This window comes from Pectobacterium wasabiae CFBP 3304 (assembly GCF_001742185.1).
GTDB lineage: Bacteria > Pseudomonadota > Gammaproteobacteria > Enterobacterales > Enterobacteriaceae > Pectobacterium > Pectobacterium wasabiae.
Map to the genome: position 1 here is coordinate 729810 of NZ_CP015750.1, position 19143 is coordinate 748952.

At 48.4% G+C, this 19143-nt stretch carries 21 protein-coding genes; 9 read left to right on the forward strand and 12 right to left on the reverse strand.

Annotated elements, in window-relative coordinates:
• The first annotated feature begins 95 nt into the window (after positions 1–95).
• A complete protein-coding gene (gene pspG / locus A7983_RS03305) occupies positions 96–368 on the forward strand; it encodes an envelope stress response protein PspG (protein WP_005974935.1) in 273 nt (90 codons plus the stop codon).
• Positions 369–864: 496 nt separating this feature from the next.
• Here pspG and A7983_RS03310 read toward each other — a convergent pair whose 3' ends face one another.
• Positions 865–2253, reverse strand: coding sequence for a cytochrome P450 (locus A7983_RS03310; RefSeq protein WP_005974938.1), 1389 nt, complete (start codon positions 2251–2253; stop codon positions 865–867).
• A 335-nt stretch (positions 2254–2588) separates the two neighbouring features.
• Positions 2589–3572, reverse strand: coding sequence for a quinone oxidoreductase (locus A7983_RS03315; RefSeq protein ID WP_005974940.1), 984 nt, complete (start codon positions 3570–3572; stop codon positions 2589–2591).
• Between the two features lie 322 nt (positions 3573–3894).
• Here A7983_RS03315 and dnaB point away from each other — a divergent pair, with 322 nt between their 5' ends.
• The 8 genes from dnaB (at position 3895) to A7983_RS03355 (ending at position 11725) form a co-directional block, all read left to right on the forward strand.
• Positions 3895–5301: a replicative DNA helicase gene (dnaB, locus tag A7983_RS03320; protein WP_005974943.1), complete on the forward strand. Its 1407-nt coding sequence runs from the start codon at positions 3895–3897 to the stop codon at positions 5299–5301.
• A gap of 41 nt (positions 5302–5342) precedes the next feature.
• Positions 5343–6422 (forward strand): alanine racemase, encoded by a 1080-nt coding sequence (gene alr, locus A7983_RS03325; protein ID WP_005974946.1) that lies wholly within the window; start codon positions 5343–5345, stop codon positions 6420–6422.
• Between the two features lie 319 nt (positions 6423–6741).
• On the forward strand, positions 6742–7398 hold the full coding sequence (locus tag A7983_RS03330) for a hypothetical protein (RefSeq protein ID WP_005974949.1): 657 nt from the start codon (positions 6742–6744) through the stop codon (positions 7396–7398).
• A 494-nt stretch (positions 7399–7892) separates the two neighbouring features.
• Entirely contained in the window at positions 7893–8372 is a 480-nt protein-coding gene (locus tag A7983_RS03335) for an Lrp/AsnC family transcriptional regulator (protein WP_005974952.1), read from the forward strand.
• A gap of 251 nt (positions 8373–8623) precedes the next feature.
• Positions 8624–9238 (forward strand): YitT family protein, encoded by a 615-nt coding sequence (locus A7983_RS03340; RefSeq protein ID WP_005974954.1) that lies wholly within the window; start codon positions 8624–8626, stop codon positions 9236–9238.
• A 58-nt stretch (positions 9239–9296) separates the two neighbouring features.
• Positions 9297–10490 (forward strand): amino acid aminotransferase, encoded by a 1194-nt coding sequence (locus tag A7983_RS03345; RefSeq protein WP_005974957.1) that lies wholly within the window; start codon positions 9297–9299, stop codon positions 10488–10490.
• 133 nt (positions 10491–10623) lie between these two features.
• Complete coding sequence (locus A7983_RS03350; RefSeq protein WP_005974960.1) at positions 10624–11127, forward strand: M48 family metallopeptidase; 504 nt, start codon at positions 10624–10626, stop codon at positions 11125–11127.
• A 118-nt stretch (positions 11128–11245) separates the two neighbouring features.
• Positions 11246–11725, forward strand: coding sequence for an Hcp family type VI secretion system effector (locus tag A7983_RS03355; protein ID WP_005974963.1), 480 nt, complete (start codon positions 11246–11248; stop codon positions 11723–11725).
• A gap of 52 nt (positions 11726–11777) precedes the next feature.
• Here A7983_RS03355 and A7983_RS03360 read toward each other — a convergent pair whose 3' ends face one another.
• The 10 genes from A7983_RS03360 to csy1 all read right to left on the reverse strand — a co-directional run bounded on the left by A7983_RS03360 (position 11778) and on the right by csy1 (position 19126).
• Positions 11778–12182, reverse strand: a complete 405-nt coding sequence (locus A7983_RS03360; RefSeq protein ID WP_039478394.1) for a DUF1240 domain-containing protein — start codon at positions 12180–12182, stop codon at positions 11778–11780.
• Positions 12183–12234: 52 nt separating this feature from the next.
• Positions 12235–12669: a DUF1240 domain-containing protein gene (locus A7983_RS03365; RefSeq protein WP_039478397.1), complete on the reverse strand. Its 435-nt coding sequence runs from the start codon at positions 12667–12669 to the stop codon at positions 12235–12237.
• A 25-nt stretch (positions 12670–12694) separates the two neighbouring features.
• Positions 12695–13099 (reverse strand): DUF1240 domain-containing protein, encoded by a 405-nt coding sequence (locus tag A7983_RS23025; RefSeq protein WP_071531152.1) that lies wholly within the window; start codon positions 13097–13099, stop codon positions 12695–12697.
• A gap of 51 nt (positions 13100–13150) precedes the next feature.
• A complete protein-coding gene (locus tag A7983_RS23030) occupies positions 13151–13558 on the reverse strand; it encodes a DUF1240 domain-containing protein (protein WP_005974972.1) in 408 nt (135 codons plus the stop codon).
• 45 nt (positions 13559–13603) lie between these two features.
• Positions 13604–14008 carry a DUF1240 domain-containing protein gene (locus A7983_RS23035; protein ID WP_039488527.1) on the reverse strand — a complete coding sequence of 135 codons (405 nt, stop codon included), beginning with the start codon at positions 14006–14008 and terminating at the stop codon, positions 13604–13606.
• Positions 14001–14858: a hypothetical protein gene (locus A7983_RS03370; RefSeq protein WP_005974976.1), complete on the reverse strand. Its 858-nt coding sequence runs from the start codon at positions 14856–14858 to the stop codon at positions 14001–14003. Before A7983_RS03370 ends, A7983_RS23035 begins: the two co-directional genes overlap by 8 nt.
• A gap of 413 nt (positions 14859–15271) precedes the next feature.
• Complete coding sequence (cas6f, locus tag A7983_RS03375) at positions 15272–15826, reverse strand: type I-F CRISPR-associated endoribonuclease Cas6/Csy4 (RefSeq protein WP_005974979.1); 555 nt, start codon at positions 15824–15826, stop codon at positions 15272–15274.
• A gap of 9 nt (positions 15827–15835) precedes the next feature.
• Complete coding sequence (csy3, locus tag A7983_RS03380) at positions 15836–16849, reverse strand: type I-F CRISPR-associated protein Csy3 (RefSeq protein WP_005974981.1); 1014 nt, start codon at positions 16847–16849, stop codon at positions 15836–15838.
• A 13-nt stretch (positions 16850–16862) separates the two neighbouring features.
• Positions 16863–17795, reverse strand: coding sequence for a type I-F CRISPR-associated protein Csy2 (csy2, locus tag A7983_RS03385; RefSeq protein ID WP_005974983.1), 933 nt, complete (start codon positions 17793–17795; stop codon positions 16863–16865).
• A complete protein-coding gene (csy1, locus tag A7983_RS03390; RefSeq protein ID WP_005974986.1) occupies positions 17792–19126 on the reverse strand; it encodes a type I-F CRISPR-associated protein Csy1 in 1335 nt (444 codons plus the stop codon). Before csy1 ends, csy2 begins: the two co-directional genes overlap by 4 nt.
• Between the last annotated feature and the right edge of the window lie 17 nt (positions 19127–19143).

The following is a 19143-nucleotide window of genomic DNA, read 5'->3' on the forward strand; positions in this document are numbered from 1 at the left end:
TACTTATCAGCGACGTATCTTGGCACGATTCTTGTAATTGCTTATGTAGCACGCAGACTCATTTTTCTGCGGTTTAACCGCTATAGGAGCGCACCATGTTGGAAATCTTCTTCGTTATTGGCTTTTTTATCATGCTGATGTTGACGGGCGTGTCACTACTGGGTGTGATTGCGGCACTGTTTGTCGCGTCCCTTTTTATGCTGATTGGTGGCCTGTTTAGCATGGCGATAAAGGTGTTGCCGTGGCTAATTTTAGCCGTCGTGGGGGTGTGGTTGTGGCGCAAATTTAGCGGGCGGCCCGTCTACAACTCGCACCGTTATACCTACCAAAAATACACCTATCGCCAGCGCAATCGGAATGAATGGTAATATCAGAAAAGGGAAAAATCTGAATTACGCGCAAAAATGACGGCCAACACGGTATTTAACACGAACTTATCTTCGTATCGCCTTGTTTTAAGAGCGTCTTATTTTAGTTCGACCAGTTTTAGTACAATCTGTTTTAGTACAAAAGTGTGCGCCAGCAGATATTTTTTCCCTGATGTGGCTGCTAGGATGACGCCACAGTTTGTTGCTCTTTCATCGTTTAAAGGGTGAGCAAACTAAACTAGGTAAATAAAACAGGGTGGCAAACAAGCCACACGATTTCATCATCGTCAGGGAAATAATAGCCACACAGTGGCACCTTCGTGACGATCACCACGCTGTACCCTACTACAGTCTGATGAAATTAGCGTAACGGCCAAGGCCTTTTCAGGCAATAATACCGACTCTCACGAGTCGGTATTATTGCTAGGCTATGTCGTTCAGTAACAAGCTTTCCTGCCCTTATCGGCCTTCCACTGACACACGCCATCACGCTTTTTTATTGCGTCTGTTCGCGCTTGTGTAGCTTCACGCGAAAACCTGATGGTGTCATCGTAAAGGCAAAACTCTCGGTGACCGCCGATGCAGGCTGCTGAGCTTCTACGCGAAACCCGCTACACAGCGCGTGAAACCCCAGTTTAATCTCCATTAATGCCAGCGACCGCCCCGGGCACATACGCGGCCCACCGCCAAAGGGCTGGAGATCGGAAAAAGCCGCCTTTCCGCGCTCAAGCCACCGCTCAGGCATAAAATCATAGGGCTGCTGAAATAGCTCGTCATCAAACCCGCTCGCATTCAGCATTAGCAGCAGAGGTGTGCCTTTTTTGATCAGGAAATCATCAATGACGGTGTCCTTAGTTGGCTCAAGGTACAGCAACGGTGCGACGGGCTTCAGCCGCATCGATTCATACATCACGGCGGTGAGCCAGGGCATACGCGGCAACGGCCACGGAAGGATCGCCCCTGCACCATCAGCAGCCTCTTTGCACTCCTGAAAAATGCACTCTTCTGCCGAAGGGGCCGAGCAAAGTAAAAAACTCATCCAGGTAAGCGTATTCGCCGTCGTGTCCTCCCCTGCAATAAGCAGCGTAATCGCATTCGCCATAATATCTTCGTCTTTCAGCGCCCCATTGTTTCTTTGCTCGGCAAGCATCACTTGCAGCATATTTTCAGGCGCGTCCATTAACTGCGGATTTAGCTGGATGCGCTGCCGCTGACGATAAATGAATCCATCAAGGTACTCACGAATCAGACTCAAGCTGACATCGAACTGCTTATCTCGCGCCCTCCTGATGTAGCGCCATACGGGTATGGGGGACTCGCAGCGCTCATTAATGATGGGAAATAAGTGGCGTAAGCTTTGTGATAGCGAGTTTTCCCCCTGTTCGAGGGTATTCACGTCTTCACCAAAAGCCAGTAATGAAGTGATATCAACCGTATAGCGCTTAAATTCATCCACCAGCGCGATTGTCTCTCCGGCTTCAGCCAGCATCGTAAAACGCTCGGATAACCGAGAAGTGACCTTCCTGAGACTGGGATAAAAATACTTCAGATGGGCGGGCTGAAACATCGGTTCCGTCAGTTTACGCTGGTTCTCCCACCGTTCCCCTTCAGATGAGAAAACGCCGTTCAGCCCGGCTTCCTGAAAAACAGACTCAATACTGCTGATGCGCCGAAACTCGTCGGGACGGGATTTCATGATGGTGCGAATCCATTCAGTATCGGCAATCACTACCGCTGACGTCAGCCCCAGCCTTAATCGGTAAAAGCGGCCGTACTGCGCTTTCCACCGCAGCATCTGTAAGTGGATGTCACTACGTTTTAAGTAATCAACATGCCCGAGAACACCTCGGGTTGGGGGCATTGGCAGGCGTTTGATGGATCTCATATTCGCATCCTTCTTTATGTATGTTCAAAAGCAGGTGAATGCATCACCTGTGAAAACAACAATCGAGATAGCGAAGAGGTAGAGAAATAATGCACGGCGCAGACAACGAACAAAACAGAGAATTTGGATAAACGTCTGAGCCTGTTTTTTCGTCAAATCCTACAGAGGCATGTTTAAAAAACAAACACGTTGATTTGGTTTTTTTGTTAATAAGTAATACTACGGGCAGCCATCTTTTCTTCTACGGAAGGGCACGGCAAATAAACCGTAACCCATCCAGCCAAGTGAAGAAAAGCAAAGGTTACCGCAACACGCACGATAACCTTCCTAAACCATTACGGAATCAACAGGCATGAACCCTGCGTGCTACGACTTTCTAACGCCCGATGGGCCGCTTGTGCATCCGCTAACGCGAATTTCTGATTCTGCGGCACGTCTACCGTCATCGCCCCGCTGGCAATCAATGAGAACAGTTCGTTACTGGCCTGCTCCAGTTCAGCACGGTTCGTCACATAGCCAAACAGTGAAGGGCGCGTCACGTACAGCGACCCTTTCTGGTTCAAAATGCCCAGATTGACGCCGGTCACCGGCCCAGAAGCGTTACCGAAACTGACCATCAATCCGCGACGGCGCAGGCTATCGAGCGAGGCTTCCCAGGTATCTTTCCCGACCGAGTCATACACGACCGCTACCTTCTTCCCATCGGTCAGTTCTGCGACACGCTGCGCGATATTCTCGGTGCGGTAATTAATGGTCGCCCAGGCCCCCGCCTGTTTTGCGCGCTCCGCTTTCTCATCGGAACCTACCGTCCCGATCAGCTTCGCCCCCAACGCCTTCGCCCACTGGCAGGCAATCAGCCCAACGCCGCCCGCAGCGGCATGGAACAAGAAGACTTCATTCGGTTTGATGTCATACGTCTGGCGCAGCAGATAGTAAACCGTTAGCCCTTTCAGGAAAGAGGCCGCCGCCTGCTCAAAGCTGATGGCATCCGGCAGCAGCGCCACCTTCTCCGCAACCACGTTATGCACCTCGCTATACGCGCCCAGCCCGGACTGCGCATACACGACGCGATCGCCGACTTTCAGCACGTTAACCCCTGCCCCCACTTTCGTCACAACGCCCGCGGCTTCGGTTCCCAGCCCGGAAGGCAAATCAGGCACAGGATACAAGCCGCTACGAATATAGGTATCGATAAAATTAATGCCGATGGCGCGGTTCTCCACCTGAACCTCTCCCACGGCGGGTTCGGTAGGCGTGAAATCCCCATATTGCAACACCTCTGGACCACCATAAGCCCGGAACTGAACGCGTTTTGCCATGTTATCTCCTTAATCGTGACAGGTTTATTGTCTTTCTATAAGACGTCTACCCTAAATAATTCGAGTTTCAGGCAGGCGGCAAGCGAGGGAGTCCCGATGAGCTTACTTGAGTAAGTGATTCGGGTGACAAATCTGCCGGGAGCAGATTTGAACGCTGCTTGCAGCGGCCCTTCAGGGCGAGGCCCACGACGGGCCGAGTATTTAAACGTAGCCAACGCACATGCAACTTGAAGTATGACGGGTATACTGTGTTATTTCGGACGTGCGGCATATACAATGCCCCCTTATCTAATGGCAAATCAACCGGTAAAGAATCCGTTTCATGGCAGAGAAAAGACCCACCAATAAATCGAATGAACCCCGTGACCGCCAAATGGAAGGACTGAAACTTCCGCCACATTCGCTGGAAGCGGAACAATCGGTATTGGGTGGCCTGATGCTCGACAATGAACGCTGGGATAACGTCGCCGAGCGCGTTGTCGCCAACGACTTCTATAACCGCGCCCATCGCCTGATCTTCACCGAAATGCATCGTTTGCTGGAAATGAGCAGACCGATCGACCTGATTACGTTATCCGAATCGCTCGAACTGCAAGGCTCATTGGAATCCGCCGGTGGCTTCGCCTATCTGGCCGAGCTGGCAAAAAACACCCCAAGCGCCGCCAACATTGGTGCCTACGCCGACATCGTGCGTGAACGCGCCGTGGTGCGTGAGATGATCTCTGTCGCCAATGAGATCGCCGATGCCGGTTACGATCCACAGGGTCGCAGCAGTGAAGAGCTGCTCGATCTGGCGGAATCCCGCGTCTTTCAGATCGCCGAAAACCGTGCTAGCAAAGACGAAGGTCCGAAAAGTATCGACCGCATTCTGGAAGACACGGTTTCCCGTATCGAACAGTTGTATCAGCGCCCACACGACGGCGTAACTGGCGTCTCTACTGGCTATCAGGATCTGGACAAAAAGACTGCTGGCCTGCAGAAATCCGATCTGATCATCGTCGCGGCGCGCCCATCGATGGGTAAAACGACCTTCGCCATGAACCTGTGTGAAAACGCGGCGATGATGCAGGACAAACCCGTACTGATCTTCAGTCTGGAGATGCCCGGCGAACAGATCATGATGCGTATGTTGGCGTCTCTGTCCCGCGTGGATCAGACCCGTATCCGTACCGGTCAGTTGGACGATGAAGACTGGGCGCGTATTTCCAGTACCATGGGGATCCTGCTGGAAAAGCGCAACATGTACATCGATGACTCTTCCGGCCTGACACCAACCGACGTCCGTTCCCGTGCTCGCCGCGTGTTCCGTGAACATGACGGCCTCAGCCTGATCATGATCGACTACCTGCAATTGATGCGTGTACCGTCATTGTCGGACAATCGAACGCTGGAAATCGCAGAAATATCTCGTTCACTCAAAGCGTTGGCAAAAGAATTACAGGTCCCGGTCGTCGCCCTGTCGCAGCTTAACCGTAGTCTGGAACAGCGCGCCGATAAGCGCCCGGTCAACTCAGATCTGCGTGAATCCGGCTCCATAGAGCAGGATGCCGACCTGATTATGTTTATCTATCGTGATGAGGTTTATCACGAAAATAGCGATCTGAAAGGCATCGCTGAAATCATTTTGGGGAAACAGCGTAACGGCCCGATTGGCTCCGTTCGTTTGACCTTTAACGGGCAGTGGTCGCGCTTTGATAACTATGCCGGCCCACAATATGACGATGAATAACGCAGCGCTCAGCAATGACAACACTGCACTAAGGACCAAGAATGAAAACGGCAACTGCCGTCATTAGTCGGCGTGCGTTACGCCACAATCTGCAACGTATCCGCCAGCTAGCGCCTGGCAGCCAGGTCGTTGCCGTCGTGAAAGCCAATGCCTACGGCCACGGCATGATCGAATCCGCCCACACCTTCTGCGATGCCGACTGTTACGGCGTCGCGCGACTCTCCGAAGCGCTGGCGCTTCGCGCGGCGGGCATCACCAAACCTATTGTCCTGCTGGAAGGCTTTTTCTCCGCTGACGATCTCCCGCTTCTGGTTGAGCACCAGCTAGAAACTGCCGTTCACAGCCCAGAACAGCTTGCCGCACTGGAGCAGGCCACGCTGCCGCAACCGGTACGCGTATGGATGAAGCTCGATACTGGCATGCACCGTCTCGGCGTTCTGCCGGAACAGGCCGACGCATTTTGGCAACGCCTGACCGAATGTCGCAATGTGGTGCAGCCAGTCAATATTATGAGCCACTTTTGCCGTGCGGATGAACCCGAAGCAGGAACCACCGAACGCCAGTTGGCCTGCTTCGATGCCTTTACACAGGGCAAACCCGGCGCACAGTCCATCGCCGCCTCCGGTGGCATTCTGCTATGGCCGCAAGCGCACCGCGATCGCGTTCGCCCCGGCATCATTCTCTACGGCGTGTCGCCGCTGGATAACGAAGACGCCACACATTTTGGCTTTCAGCCAGCCATGACCTTTACCTCCCACCTGATCGCCGTTCGCGAGCACAAAGCAGGGGAAGCCGTCGGTTATGGCAGCACCTGGACTAGCCCGCGCGATACGCGTCTGGGCGTTGTGGCCGTTGGCTATGGTGATGGCTACCCTCGCTGCGCACCAGCGGGTACGCCCGTGCTCATCAACGGGCGCGAAGTGCCACTTTCTGGCCGCGTATCGATGGATATGATCACCGTTGATTTAGGACCAAATGCACAGGATAAGGTGGGCGATGAGGCTATTCTCTGGGGGCCAGCGCTATCGGTTGAGCGTATTGCTGCACACACGGGCGTCAGCGCCTATGAGCTGATTACCCGCTTAACACAGCGCGCCACGTTGGAATACACGGATAATTAATAAAAAATCATAATAATACATATACTCCAAATAATTCGAGTTTCAGGACAAAAACGGCAAGGTGTTTTTGAACAGCGCTTGCGCTGACCCCGAAGGGGTGAGGCCATAAGGCCGAATAACGCCGCAAGAGAGGGAATCCCGATGAGCTTACACAAGTAAGTGATTCGGGTGACAAATCTGCCGGGAGCAGATTTGAACGCTGCTTGCAGCGGCTCTTCAGAGCGAGGCCCACGACGGGCCGAGTATTTGAACGCAGCCAACGCACATGCAACTTGAAGTATTACGAGTATATGATCTATTTTGTGTAAGGATGCACCAGATGCCCCAACCATCCCGTTTTTTCGGCCTGATCCTTTACTATGCGGCAAGCTGGCTTGCCGCATCCGCTATCCTGACGCTGTTTGCGCTCATTAATTTTTATACGCTGGAACCGACTGATGTTGGCGGCACACTGTTTGGCGGTATGTTCGGTGCGATATTCGATCTGATTTACTGGTCTTGCGCCGCGCTAGGGTTCTGCTTTCTGGCGCTTTTTCGACTCTCGGGATGGCGTGTTGCCTTGATATTAGCAGGGCTGGTGCAAATCGGTATCAGTGCGCTGTGGCGTATTCAATACTGGCAGGATTATGAAAACGAGGAACTGATACTTTCTCCGACGCCTGGCGAACTGCATGTTTCCATATTGGTGGGCATAGCGATGACCACTATCGGCATCGTGAAATATCGGCACGCCCAGCGCAATTCGGGACCTCATCCTCATAGCCCAGCGCAGAGCAAAATCGCGCCCCAACAAACGCTCTCCACAAACACAATCACCGCCAAAACAATCGCCGCATTCGTACTGATCGCGCTTTATCTGGTACTCCCGCTGCATCTCTATCTGCGTGAACCTTTACCCTACTGCGCCTTTAGCCCTGACGGGCAGCAGTTAAGTATCTGTCTGGGAGAGGGTGACGAACGGATCATTGTGGAGTGATGGGGGGAGATCAGACGGGATGGAGAATAGAGCCTGTCGCGTACTGCTTCTCACCCCCTTTTTTAACGCACAGTCGTAATTTACTGATTTATAATCACCTTTTTCCGCAGCCATAAAAAAGGGTTTTTCTGAGAAAACAGGATATTCTCTTTAATAATCTGGTGGTTAGCATAAAATTCTTACGGTTCACTGCCGCATAGGCAGCTTAGAAAGATTTAAAAACTCGATAATTATCTGTATTAACGTTCACTGCCGCATAGGCAGCTTAGAAAGATGAATACTATCAATTAGCAAGTAATTTCATGTTCACTGCCGCATAGGCAGCTTAGAAATGAGTCCTCGATTACTGCATAGGCTCCGATTAGTTCACTACCGAACAGGCAGTGAAGAAAATAAAACTCTCCTAAAGTCAGGAATAAAAAACTCATAGGCAACACGGCCTAAAAAACTGGTAGTCTGTTTGGCTCACCGTCTGACACTGTTTAGGGAACGCGATGTACAACATTGATGATTTCGATCTGAAAATTCTGACGCTGCTGCAAACCAACGGCCGCCTGACCAATCAGGAACTGAGTGAGTTGGTCGGGCTTTCCGCCTCACAGTGCTCCCGCCGTCGCATCGCGCTGGAACAGGCACAACTGATCCTCGGCTATCATGCCCGACTGTCACCGAATGCCGTTGGTCTGGAATGTCTGGGGTTAATTGAGGTGCGGCTGATCAACCACACCAGCGAATACGTTGAACGCTTTCACCAGATGCTGGGGGAAGTGGATGCGATTATCGATGCCTATAAGACGACGGGTGATGCCGATTATCTGTTAAAAGTCGCCGTCGCGGATCTGCCTGGGCTCAGCACGCTGATTAGCCAGATTCTGTCGCAGAACAAGAGTGTCGCGCATCTGAAAACCTCAGTCGTCTTGAACCGTCTCAAAGAGAACGGTTTGGTGACACCAGAACCCCCTGCGTTGCCCTAAATTGGGGCAACAGTGCCTATTTGGTGCATAGAGATGAATTATTTACGCAATAAAAAACAATTAACTGCACGAAAATACCAATAAATCAGAATTTAACGCACGAATCACGCATAATTTTCATCTATATAATTCAATACGTTGCTCTTATTACCGCAGGTCTTTCGCGCAAACCAGCCGCTAAGCGGTATCATCTGGTGTGATTCTTGCTTGGGTAAGCACATGTTTTTACGACCCTCTGTTGAGTGCTCACCATGGATAACGTTATTCCCACACAAAAAATATCACATACGCGGCTGGAAGATGTGCTGGCGATACTGATCGGTACGCTGATGGCATCGTTTGGCATCATCCTACTGCGTCAGGCGGGGGCTCTCACCGGTGGCACCGCAGGTATCGCTTTTCTTGTCCATTATCTGACAAACGTTTCCTTTGGCGTCGCGTTTTTCCTGCTGAACCTACCTTTCTATTATCTGGCTGTGCGTCGCATGGGGTGGGAATTTACGGTGAAAACCTTTAGCGCCGTCGGCTTAGTTTCTTTATTTTCCGATCTGCACCCGCTGTTCGTTCATTTTGATCGGCTCGATCCGTTTTACGCCACGCTGTTCGGCAACATCATCACGGGAATAGGCTTCATTGTACTATTCCGCCACAAGGCCAGCCTCGGCGGCGTTAACGTCCTGGCGCTGTACCTTCAGGACAAATACGGCCTGCGAGCGGGAAAATTCCAGATGGGCGTTGACGTTGTGATTGTGCTGACTTCCCTGTTCGTGGTAAGCATACCGATGCTGATTGTTTCGATTCTGGGAGCAACCATTCTGAATTTGATTATTGCGATGAATCATCGCCCCGGCCGTTACGCGGCCTGATTGCCCCCTCGTCGGGGTTACGATACCCATAAAATGACACACTCAGGAGAGCTACACTGTGTTTCAAAACGTTGATACCTATGCCGGAGATCCTATCCTGTCTCTGATGGAAAAATTCAAACAGGATCCAAGAGCAGATAAGATCAATTTGAGTATCGGGCTCTACTATAACGAGCAGAATATTATCCCACAGCTACGATCCGTCAGCGCGGCAGAAAGCGCCCTGCGCCAGCCAACTCAGAGCGCGAGTTCCTATCTACCGATGGAAGGGCTACAGCCTTACCGCACTGCGATCCAGCATCTGTTATTTGGTGAAAGCCACGCGGCACTGGCAGATAATCGCATCGCCACCATCCAGACGCTGGGCGGCTCCGGTGCGCTGAAAGTCGGTGCAGATTTCCTGAAACGCTACTTCCCGGATTCAGAGGTGTGGGTCAGCGACCCTACATGGGAAAACCATATTGCGATCTTTGAGGGCGCGGGCTTTAACGTTCACACCTATCCGTATTTCGATGGTGAAAGTCTGGGCGTGAAATTTGATGCCATGCTTGCCACCCTGCAAACGTTGCCAGCACGCAGCATTGCGCTGCTGCACCCATGCTGCCACAACCCGACCGGTTCTGACCTCACCACCGAACAGTGGGATCGCGTCATTGAAGTCATCATCGCACGTGAGTTGATTCCATTTATGGACATCGCCTATCAGGGCTTTGGCCTCGGGATCGAGCAGGATGCCTATGCGATTCGCGCCGTTGCCAGCGCGGGCGTCCCGGCACTGATCGCCAACTCATTCTCGAAAATTTTCTCACTGTATAGCGAGCGCGTCGGTGGCCTTTCCGTGGTGTGTGACGATGCCGACAGCGCACAGCGTGTGCTAGGTCAGTTAAAAGCAACCGTCCGCCGCAACTACTCTTCCCCACCGAATTTCGGCGCTCAGGTGGTTTCTAAAGTCCTGAACGACGCACAGTTGAACGCCGACTGGAAAGCGGAAGTCGAAGAGATGCGCACCCGTATTCTGAGCATGCGTCAGGAGTTGGTGTCAGCCTTGAAAAAGGCGCTGCCGAACCGTAATTTCGACTACCTGCTCACCCAACGCGGCATGTTCAGCTACACCGGCTTCAGCCCGGAACAGGTTGACCGCCTGCGTGAAGAATTCGGCGTCTACCTGATCGCCAGCGGACGTATGTGCATGGCGGGGCTGAACCACAGCAACGTTCAGCGCGTCGCAGCGGCTTTCGCCGCCATTCAGTAAACCGTAAAATGATAAAGCCACAGGTTTAACCGACTCACCGTTGTGAATTCGCTTAACTTGTGGCTTTTGTTTTCGCTTAGCCGCTGTTACGGTTAGGGATTCGTTTCTTTGTATTGTACTGATCAGAACGTTCATGACTACGTTACGCTACCTAAATGGTTATCCCCCTGCGATTGTCGCACAAGCTCAAACCCTCGTTGATCAAGGCAAGCTCGGCCTGTGGCTGGAAAAAAGATATCCCGATCGCCATCACATCCAGAGCGATAAGTCGCTCTATCAATTTGTCGCAGAATTGAAGCAGCGATATTTGAAGAACGCCCCTGCGATATCCAAGGTACTTTACGACAATAAACAGAACCCGATAAAAGGGACGCTGGGCACCAATACCTTTGTGGCGCGTGTACAAGGCGGAAAATTAAAGTCCAACAACGAAATTAGAATAGCGACGTTATTTCGTGACGGGCCGGAAGATTTCCTACGCATGATCGTGATACACGAACTCGCCCATCTCAAAGAAAAAGACCATAACAAGGCGTTCTACCAGCTCTGTTGCCATATGGACCCTGACTACCACCAGTTGGAATTTGATATGCGAATCTGGCTAAACTGGCGAGAAATAAATACCACTTCGGTCTAAATTCACTTTTTATGAGGGATCGCTTTGCTTTGAAACCACATTAACCGTATTATTTCCAGGCTGATGGTTGATATATATTCATCCAGCCTATTGATAATATTTCTCATAAGGATTTGATATGGCTAATTTGATTTACGCCAGCATTAATGGTCAAAAACAGGGTTTAATCTCATCCGGTTGCTCAACGCTCGACTCAATTGGCAATCGCTACCAAACCGGTCATGAAGATCAAATACAAGTACTAGGCTTAAACCATAGCATCAGTCGCGATCAAAATGTCGCCCATCACCCCATTAATTTTATTAAGCCCATTGATAAGTCATCTCCGTTATTAGGGATGGCAATCTCTTATAATGAAAAGGTGGATGTAACATTTTATTTTTACCGCGTCAATGCTGCTGGACAGTTAGAACTTTATTACGAAGTAACATTAACGGATGCGAACATTGTCGATGTCACCTGCGTCTATCCGCACGTCATCGATAACAACGACATTATGCCGTATGAAAAAGTCCAGCTAAAATATAAAACCATAGCATGGAACCATAAGATCGCAGGAACGTCGGGTTACAGTATCTGGGAGGAAATGAGCCTCTAGGAATTACTATCCTTGATAACAAGTGCACCCGAACAGGTGTACTTGTTATTTATCATTCCTTACAAAGAGAAATATCCTTCACATATTTACTGGGATCCATCCAAGATATTTTTGGACACGTTTTATAACTTTGAATGTTAAGATTATATGATACATATATTGATAAAAACAAACTAACCACCGCGCCAAAGATAGCTATCATTGCTAATACATTTGCTAATTCATTATTCATCTTTGCAGGTTCATTTTTTATTGCAGAATAAAAAGCTAGATATGAAAAATAGAACAATAGCGGTACAGCGAATATCAGAACACCAACCTTCCATGAAAAAATAATTACATCATTTGATTCAAAGAAAGCGAAGTATCCGCTTAAAGAGAACCAACATCCCCAACAAGAAGCAAGGAAAAGAAATAATGCAAACGAACCAATTAATGGCCTATTTATTTTAACCACGATTGATTCTCCCTTGGTAGGAAAATAAGAAAACATTAGACATTCGTGTTATTTACCATTCATCACAGAGAGCAATATTTTTCACATACTTATTGGGATCCATCCAAGATGTTTTAGGGCATAATTCATAACCATAAGCTCTAAAATTATAAGATATGTAGAAAGATGAGAACAAACTAATTATAGCACCAGCTATCATTACTATAAACAACCCCCCTCCAAATTTATTATTAATTTTCGCCACTTCATTATTTATTGCAGAATAAAAAAACAAATATGAAAAATAGAATAGCAAAGGAGAACCAAATACCATTAACCCGACTCTCCATGAAAAGACTATCGTATCATTTAACTGTAAAACATCCAAATATGAATTAAAAGAAAACCAACCAGTAAAGCATGTCAATAGAAAAATAAAAACTGCAAATGCGCCAGCTAATGGCCTATTAACTTTTACCTTAACCACGACTGAACCTCCCCCAAGCATGAAAAACCATACTTTCACCCCATATTCATTCTTTACAAAGAGCAATATTTTTCACATATTTATTCGGAGACATCCAGGATGTTTTTGGGCAAACATTATAGCCTTGACTTGTCAGACTATAATATATATAGGGAGATAAAAACAGATTAATTACAGCACCAACAATCATTATTATAGCCAATCCCCCTCCAAGTTTATTATTAATTCTCGCCACTTCATTATTTATTACAGAATAAAAAAATAAATATGAAAAATAGAATAGCAATGGAGAACAAAAAACCATCAACCCAACTTTCCATGAAAAAACAATTACATTATTTAGCTGTAAAAACCCCAAATATGAATTAAAAGAAAACCAACCAGTAAAGCATGTCAATAGAGAAATAAAAACTGCAAATGCGCCAGCTAATGGCCTATTAACCTTAACCACGACTATATCTACCTCGAGCTTGAAAAAAATAAAAACCTATCAGATCATTGTTTACCATTCATCACAAAGAGAAATTTCTTTCACATACTTAGTGGGAGCTACCCATGAGTTCTTAGGACAGGTTTTATAATCTTGATCATTAAGATCATATGATATATAAATTGATGAAAAAAAACTAAAAATCGCACCAAATATAGCCACAATAACTAATGAGTTAGCTGATTTATTATTCATTTTAGGTACTTCATTTTTTATAGCTGAATAAAATGCCAAATATGAAAAATAAAACAACAAAGGTGATCCAAATACCATTAAACCAAGTTTCCATGAAAAAATGATCACATCACTTTTTTGTAAAAAACTCAAATATCCATTGAAGGAAATCCAGCTAATAAAACATGAAAGAAAAAAAAGGAAAACTGCAAACGCGCCAACTAATGGCCTATTTACCTTAACCATGACTGTACCTCCCCTGGCATGAAAAACCATACTTTCTTACCATTTTTATTCTTTACAAAGAGCAATGTTTTTTACATATTTATTCGGATCCATCCAGGATATTTTTGGACACGTTTTATAATTTTTAATGTTAAGATCATATGATACATATATTGATAAACACAAACTAACCACCGCGCCAAAGATAGCTATCATTGCTAATACGTTTGCTAATTTATTATTCATCTTTGCAGGTTCATTTTTTATTGCAGAATAAAAAGCCAGGTATGAAAAATAAAACAATAGCGGCACAGCGAATATTATAACACCAACTTTCCATGAGAAGATAATTACATCATTTGATTCAAAGAAAGCGAAGTATCCGCTTAAAGAGAACCAACATCCCCAACAAGAAGCAAGGAAAAGAAATAATGCAAATGAACCAATTAACGGCCTATTTATTTTAACCACGGCTGTAGTTCCCCCAGGCATGAAAGAATTGATCGGCATGGTATGGTGTGTAGTGTGTTTTATGTGATTTTAAATTTTTTATTATCGTCTCACTTATTTTATATTTATTATCTAGCCCATATAATATTGCACTAACTAAAACACCTACAAAAAAAACACCAATAGCAATAGCGAGAACACTACCGCCAGAAACCATAAGTCCAGTAGCGACCACTTTTGCTACCCAGCCAGCTCCAATAGATACCGCTAATTTCGCGGCGTCCATCGTTAAATTAACAAAGAAATCGGTTAATGCATATTCATCTTTAAACATCAACTCAATAGTTCGATAAGCGGCTGAAAAAATAATACAGAATTTCGCTCCAGCCGCAATACCGCTTTCGATACCTTTCGTCCCTATCCCTATATCTACTATTTTATGACTAATATTTAAATATCTAGTGGCATTTAAATATTGCCTTACCCCTGGATACCCAGATAGTTTTATATATTTATTGCCATCTTTTCCGATATATTCAGTTGCCTTTACGCCGAATCCTTTTATCTCCATCGCGATTCTGCTTACAGACACGGCTTCTGCAATGTTACCGGCAAACGATGATACAGGGTCAGTACAACCAAATATGGCATCTTTCCACGATTGGTTAGGATTTGGCGTACACAATGTTTTTAAAAAATAGGTTGCTTCCTGCGCAGTCAATATGGCATGAATGTTATCGTCATTTATTTCATTCAGTTGCGCACGTAATTTTTGATCGTTGATATCTGCATGCTGCTTTTTAAAATCAAGATGATCCTCTAACCGATAATCATCATCAACAAGCGTTTTTAACACTGGATCGTATTTCATCGTGTTCTCACTCCCTTGAATTTTACTTAAGTCAACGAATTATTTCCCTGTAAGAGTACCTTAACGGAAAAATGACGATTTTTAAATATTAATAACGTCAAAACCGTAATTTCTCACCCAATCAAAAAATCCAGTTACATAAAAGCATTACGAAAAGAGGCAGCAATAATACGTTATTGAAAGGCCATAACGCATTGAGCACCGGTGCAGTACTACCTCGATAATAGCCAGACGCGGGTGCTTAAGACCATGAATAAGCCGCCTACCGGAAAACGGGTAGCAGCGAGCGGTTAGGTTTTTACGCTAATTGCGAGATTATTAAAAAGAATATATTTCTTTTGAGAAACTATTTTTTATTAAAGGACCAACTGCAATTAAAGATCAATAGCTTGCAGTTGGCCGTTAAAAAAGAGTTAGAACCACGGGACGGTGGCTTCCGCACTTAAACCGTAGGAAGAGAAACGGCCTGCGGCAGGGGTGTTCTGTAGCGGGCCATGTTCCACAAACACAAAAAACATCTGCCCGTTGGACAAGCTCTTGATTTGCACAAACGGCAGTGCGCTGCGTTTCTCTATTGCGTCGGGGATCCGTGCGGCAGCTTCCGTTGCTGTCAGCCAGCCTTTGCTAACGGAACGGCGACGCAGACGTTCGGCGCTGCTCTTGATCTGAACGCGGCGAACGGTACGAAACTTCACGCCATCGGGTACAGCTTTACATGCGGAAATCTGCGTGTAATCTCGCAGCCCTTTCAGCCAGGCTGTTTGTTCCAATGTAGAGAGCGCGTCTGCCGTACCGTGTAGCCGCAAACATTCTCCCAGCGTTTTACCCACTTCTGGAAAGCTGATACCAATCTTGCCATCCGCCAGTTGTCCCAACGCTCGGTGCAGTTTGGCAAACAGCGCATTCAAGAGCTGCGGCGCAGTGAACTCGGGATCGGGTTGGACGCGAATATCAATGTAGTGATCCATGCCGCCACCTTATTCGCTTTTTTCACCAAATACACCGCCGCGAATCAGCGTGGCGATGACGTAGTGCTGTTGCTCTGGCATGGGGGCGTCGCCTTTAATTACCCAGTTATCCAGCAGCGTATAAAAATCCATTTTTTCTTTGGGTTGGCGATAGGCTTTACCGCGACTGGTTACGGAGCCGTAAGGTTCGACGGCAATCGGACCCGCTTCATCAGCCGCTGGATACCAGTCGTCAATGGTGCGCAATGCGTTACCAATTTTCTGCGAGTGAATGGCCGCGACAGCATTAACCTGATAGAGGATCTTGCTCTTACCGTTACGCGCTTTTTCGTCGAGCACGAGTTCCTGAGAAGGGAAGATTTCCTGACCGTTACCGAGCTGTACATAAGCTTCCACGGTAAAAAGCGCCGAGGCGTCACCCGCCAGCCCCTCCTCAATCGCCAGTGCTAATGCTGCAAGGTCACCCGTTGGCTGGCTGAACTGGCGCAGTGAATAGTCTTCACCGTTAAATTCCCAACTCTGTTCACCTTTCTTGGTGACGACGACGCGGATCGCTTCTGCACCGACGCGGTTACGCCACAAAAAACGGCCGTTTGCGATGTTCTCTGCATAGCGTGCCGCCAGTGTGCTAAAACCTTGTTCCTGAGCATATCCGGTGATGATGTCACCCAATGCGGTTTGGTAATCCTGATCGTTACAAACCGAGGGGTGCGCCAAATTACCCAATACTCGCAGAGTGAACACGACTTTCAGGGTATCGGCACCGAAGGGAAGCGCGGCGACGTCCACTTTTTGCAGGTTGGCTTTTTGAATTTCCGCATCCAGTTTGGCCGGGTCGCTGGTGAGGGCATTTTTCAGGCGGTTAGATATCGTCCCGCGTACCGATTTCTCCTGAATGGCAATGGCCGCCCAGTTGTCCTGCTGCGCCCAGTTTCCTGCATACATCAATGCATCGGAGTTAGCTAATTTACGTTCAAAAGCCAGTACTGATGCGGTCTTTAACGTCGTTGCTGCTTTTGCCATGATATCGTCCTTTTTAGTAATCGAATTCGTAGGAAGTGTCTTCTGCTGCTGAGTCGGTATCCGCTAACTGGCGGCAGTGATAATCGCCATTCTGGTGGTCATATTCCCAGAGTATCTGGCGGATATCGCTGATGCGATGCGCCCCTTGCCATTCTCCGATGCCGTAGGCGGCTTCGGCAAAACAGAACGGCGTGTGTGGATCGCGGGTTTTATCCACCTCACCGGGTGCATAAAGCGGTGAAATGGCACGGTAGCCAATCATCAATGGCGTCAGAAAACCGCCGTCACCAGGCTTGGGAAGGTATTTCCACTGTACGGCGTTATCGCGAGGATCGCGTTCTGCCTGCATCTTCAAAGCGGCAAAATCCAGCCAGGCATCGATCATTTCTGCTTGCGGGTTGGTCTGCTGTAACGTCTGAAAATGGCGATGCAGTAGTGAGGTACGATCTCTTAGCACAAAGCCCGGTAATAGACGGCGCATGACTCCACGGTTTTCCGCTTCGTCCACCGGTAACGACTGGACGCTGACCCGCTCGATATCAATAACGGTTCCTCCCGCCAGACGTTGGCATTGCGCCTGCTGTTTCAAATGTTCACAGAGTGCCTTGGTATCCGCCGGGATCTGTCCCTCGCAGCGAATTAACAGCGAGACGGTCATATGCATGCGGCCTTCTTCATTAAAGGCGGCAGTTTTGGCTTCTTTGGTGAGCGGGTTACGGGTCAGGGCAAAACTTCGTTCCCAACTAGAACCATAAGCGTGTAGCTGATGCTGATGGCTTACCACGCCGCAGCCTTCCAGCGTCAATCCGTGGCTAGCCTGTAGCTTGCGCGATAGCGCATGGGTAAAACCGAGAAAATGCGTAATGGCAGGGAAGCCATAGGTCAGCCCGGCAATGGCGTTGGCATTTTCGACCTGGATACGACGCAGGATAATCAACGTGCTCATGCCAGCTCCTCTTTCAGTGCGCTTTCCACTTCACGCATACGACGTTTGAACAGGGCTGCAGTAGACCATTCCCGACGCTCGACCTCGCCGAAAATCAGGTTCTCATGCTTGAGGCGACGGTTCAGCCAGCGGCCAAAATCGTAGGCCACTGCCTGTTGCCAGTCCCCTGCTTCGCGTTCACGGCGGAAAACCGTATCCGTATCTGCACGATAAGGATCGAGCCACAACTGCTGGGCGCGTTTCAGTTCGGACTCAGCGCTCCAACCGACAGGCAGATTTTGCACGCTGGCGACATAGAAGAAGAGCTGATCGATTAGCTGATCGAGGTAACGCAGGCGCTGTTGACGAATGTCGCGATTGTTTTCCACGTCTTTGACGCTAAGTAAAAAGCGCTGCATCTGCGCTAACGTCGCTCGGGTGTGATAATCCACCTCGCCGCGTGGCCGGAAAATGGATTCATGCTGCTGCGGTGGTTTTTCAATATGGTTCCACTGCGGTGGTGCGCTGCTGAGCAAATAGGAACGACCGCTGCGGCTGCTGTTTAGCGCAGAAATATTTTGCGGCTTGGTGCCACCCATATTTTGTACTGCCAGATTGGGATAGCTGATAGAAAGTTGATCGTGCCACTGGCTTACTTTTTGCGCCCGACGAATCGCTTTTGCCTCATCGCCAAAACGCACGGCAGTGATCCGCTGATAGAGAGCCTGTGCCAGTGAAGAGGAGTAAAGCGGGCTGAGCAGATGGTATTCTCCATTTGCTAGCGGGAAATAGATCTGTTTGGACAGCTTATGTGAACTGGGTTGGCGATCGGTAAACACCTGCTGAAACCCTGCCAACCACTGTGCGAGCTGTTCCGGACTTTCGGCCAATGCTTCCAGTGCGCGGTGGTCGCCACGCTGTAAGGCAGCGACCAGCGAATCCCCTTCGTATTCGGTCTGTAGCAGCTTGGCGACATCTAATGCCGCTGCGTTGCCGACGGCATCGATGGCGGGTTGTACCAGCGTCGCGGTGGAGAGTGTTTTGGCATCCGCCACGGTGTTAGCACTAAAGATACTGCTGCCTCTGGCATCGCTGTGGGTAAATTTCAGCGCGTGGGTGACCAGGCTGATTTGCCCAGCGCGGCTGGCGGCATCGGTTAACCAGTTGCGCACCTCATATTTTCTCTCGATCTCTCTGCGCTTCTCGGCCAGTGTTAATTCGGCATCTGCCAAGGCATCGCTACTTAATTCGGTGCGTGCTGTTTTTACCTTTTTATCGTGTTCGTCTAGTTTATCCTGCCGTCGTTCTTCGATATAAGAGACTATGAACTTGGTTAATCTGTTATCTTCCATTCATCCTCCTGTTATTA

Excerpts from the sequence above, each read along its gene's own strand:
- alr (WP_005974946.1), top strand. The coding sequence starts at position 5,343 with ATGAAAACGGCAACTGCCGTCATTAGTCGGCGTGCGTTACGCCACAAT.
- A7983_RS23030 (WP_005974972.1), bottom strand. The coding sequence starts at position 13,558 with ATGGTTAAGGTAAATAGGCCATTAGTTGGCGCGTTTGCAGTTTTCCTT.
- csy3 (WP_005974981.1), bottom strand. The coding sequence starts at position 16,849 with ATGGCAAAAGCAGCAACGACGTTAAAGACCGCATCAGTACTGGCTTTT.
- cas6f (WP_005974979.1), bottom strand. The coding sequence starts at position 15,826 with ATGGATCACTACATTGATATTCGCGTCCAACCCGATCCCGAGTTCACT.
- csy2 (WP_005974983.1), bottom strand. The coding sequence starts at position 17,795 with ATGAGCACGTTGATTATCCTGCGTCGTATCCAGGTCGAAAATGCCAAC.
- dnaB (WP_005974943.1), top strand. The coding sequence starts at position 3,895 with ATGGCAGAGAAAAGACCCACCAATAAATCGAATGAACCCCGTGACCGC.
- A7983_RS03365 (WP_039478397.1), bottom strand. The coding sequence starts at position 12,669 with ATGCTTGGGGGAGGTTCAGTCGTGGTTAAGGTAAAAGTTAATAGGCCA.
- A7983_RS03315 (WP_005974940.1), bottom strand. The coding sequence starts at position 3,572 with ATGGCAAAACGCGTTCAGTTCCGGGCTTATGGTGGTCCAGAGGTGTTG.
- A7983_RS03355 (WP_005974963.1), top strand. The coding sequence starts at position 11,246 with ATGGCTAATTTGATTTACGCCAGCATTAATGGTCAAAAACAGGGTTTA.
- pspG (WP_005974935.1), top strand. The coding sequence starts at position 96 with ATGTTGGAAATCTTCTTCGTTATTGGCTTTTTTATCATGCTGATGTTG.
- A7983_RS03370 (WP_005974976.1), bottom strand. The coding sequence starts at position 14,858 with ATGAAATACGATCCAGTGTTAAAAACGCTTGTTGATGATGATTATCGG.
- A7983_RS03330 (WP_005974949.1), top strand. The coding sequence starts at position 6,742 with ATGCCCCAACCATCCCGTTTTTTCGGCCTGATCCTTTACTATGCGGCA.
- A7983_RS03310 (WP_005974938.1), bottom strand. The coding sequence starts at position 2,253 with ATGAGATCCATCAAACGCCTGCCAATGCCCCCAACCCGAGGTGTTCTC.
- A7983_RS03350 (WP_005974960.1), top strand. The coding sequence starts at position 10,624 with ATGACTACGTTACGCTACCTAAATGGTTATCCCCCTGCGATTGTCGCA.
- A7983_RS03340 (WP_005974954.1), top strand. The coding sequence starts at position 8,624 with ATGGATAACGTTATTCCCACACAAAAAATATCACATACGCGGCTGGAA.
- csy1 (WP_005974986.1), bottom strand. The coding sequence starts at position 19,126 with ATGGAAGATAACAGATTAACCAAGTTCATAGTCTCTTATATCGAAGAA.
- A7983_RS03335 (WP_005974952.1), top strand. The coding sequence starts at position 7,893 with ATGTACAACATTGATGATTTCGATCTGAAAATTCTGACGCTGCTGCAA.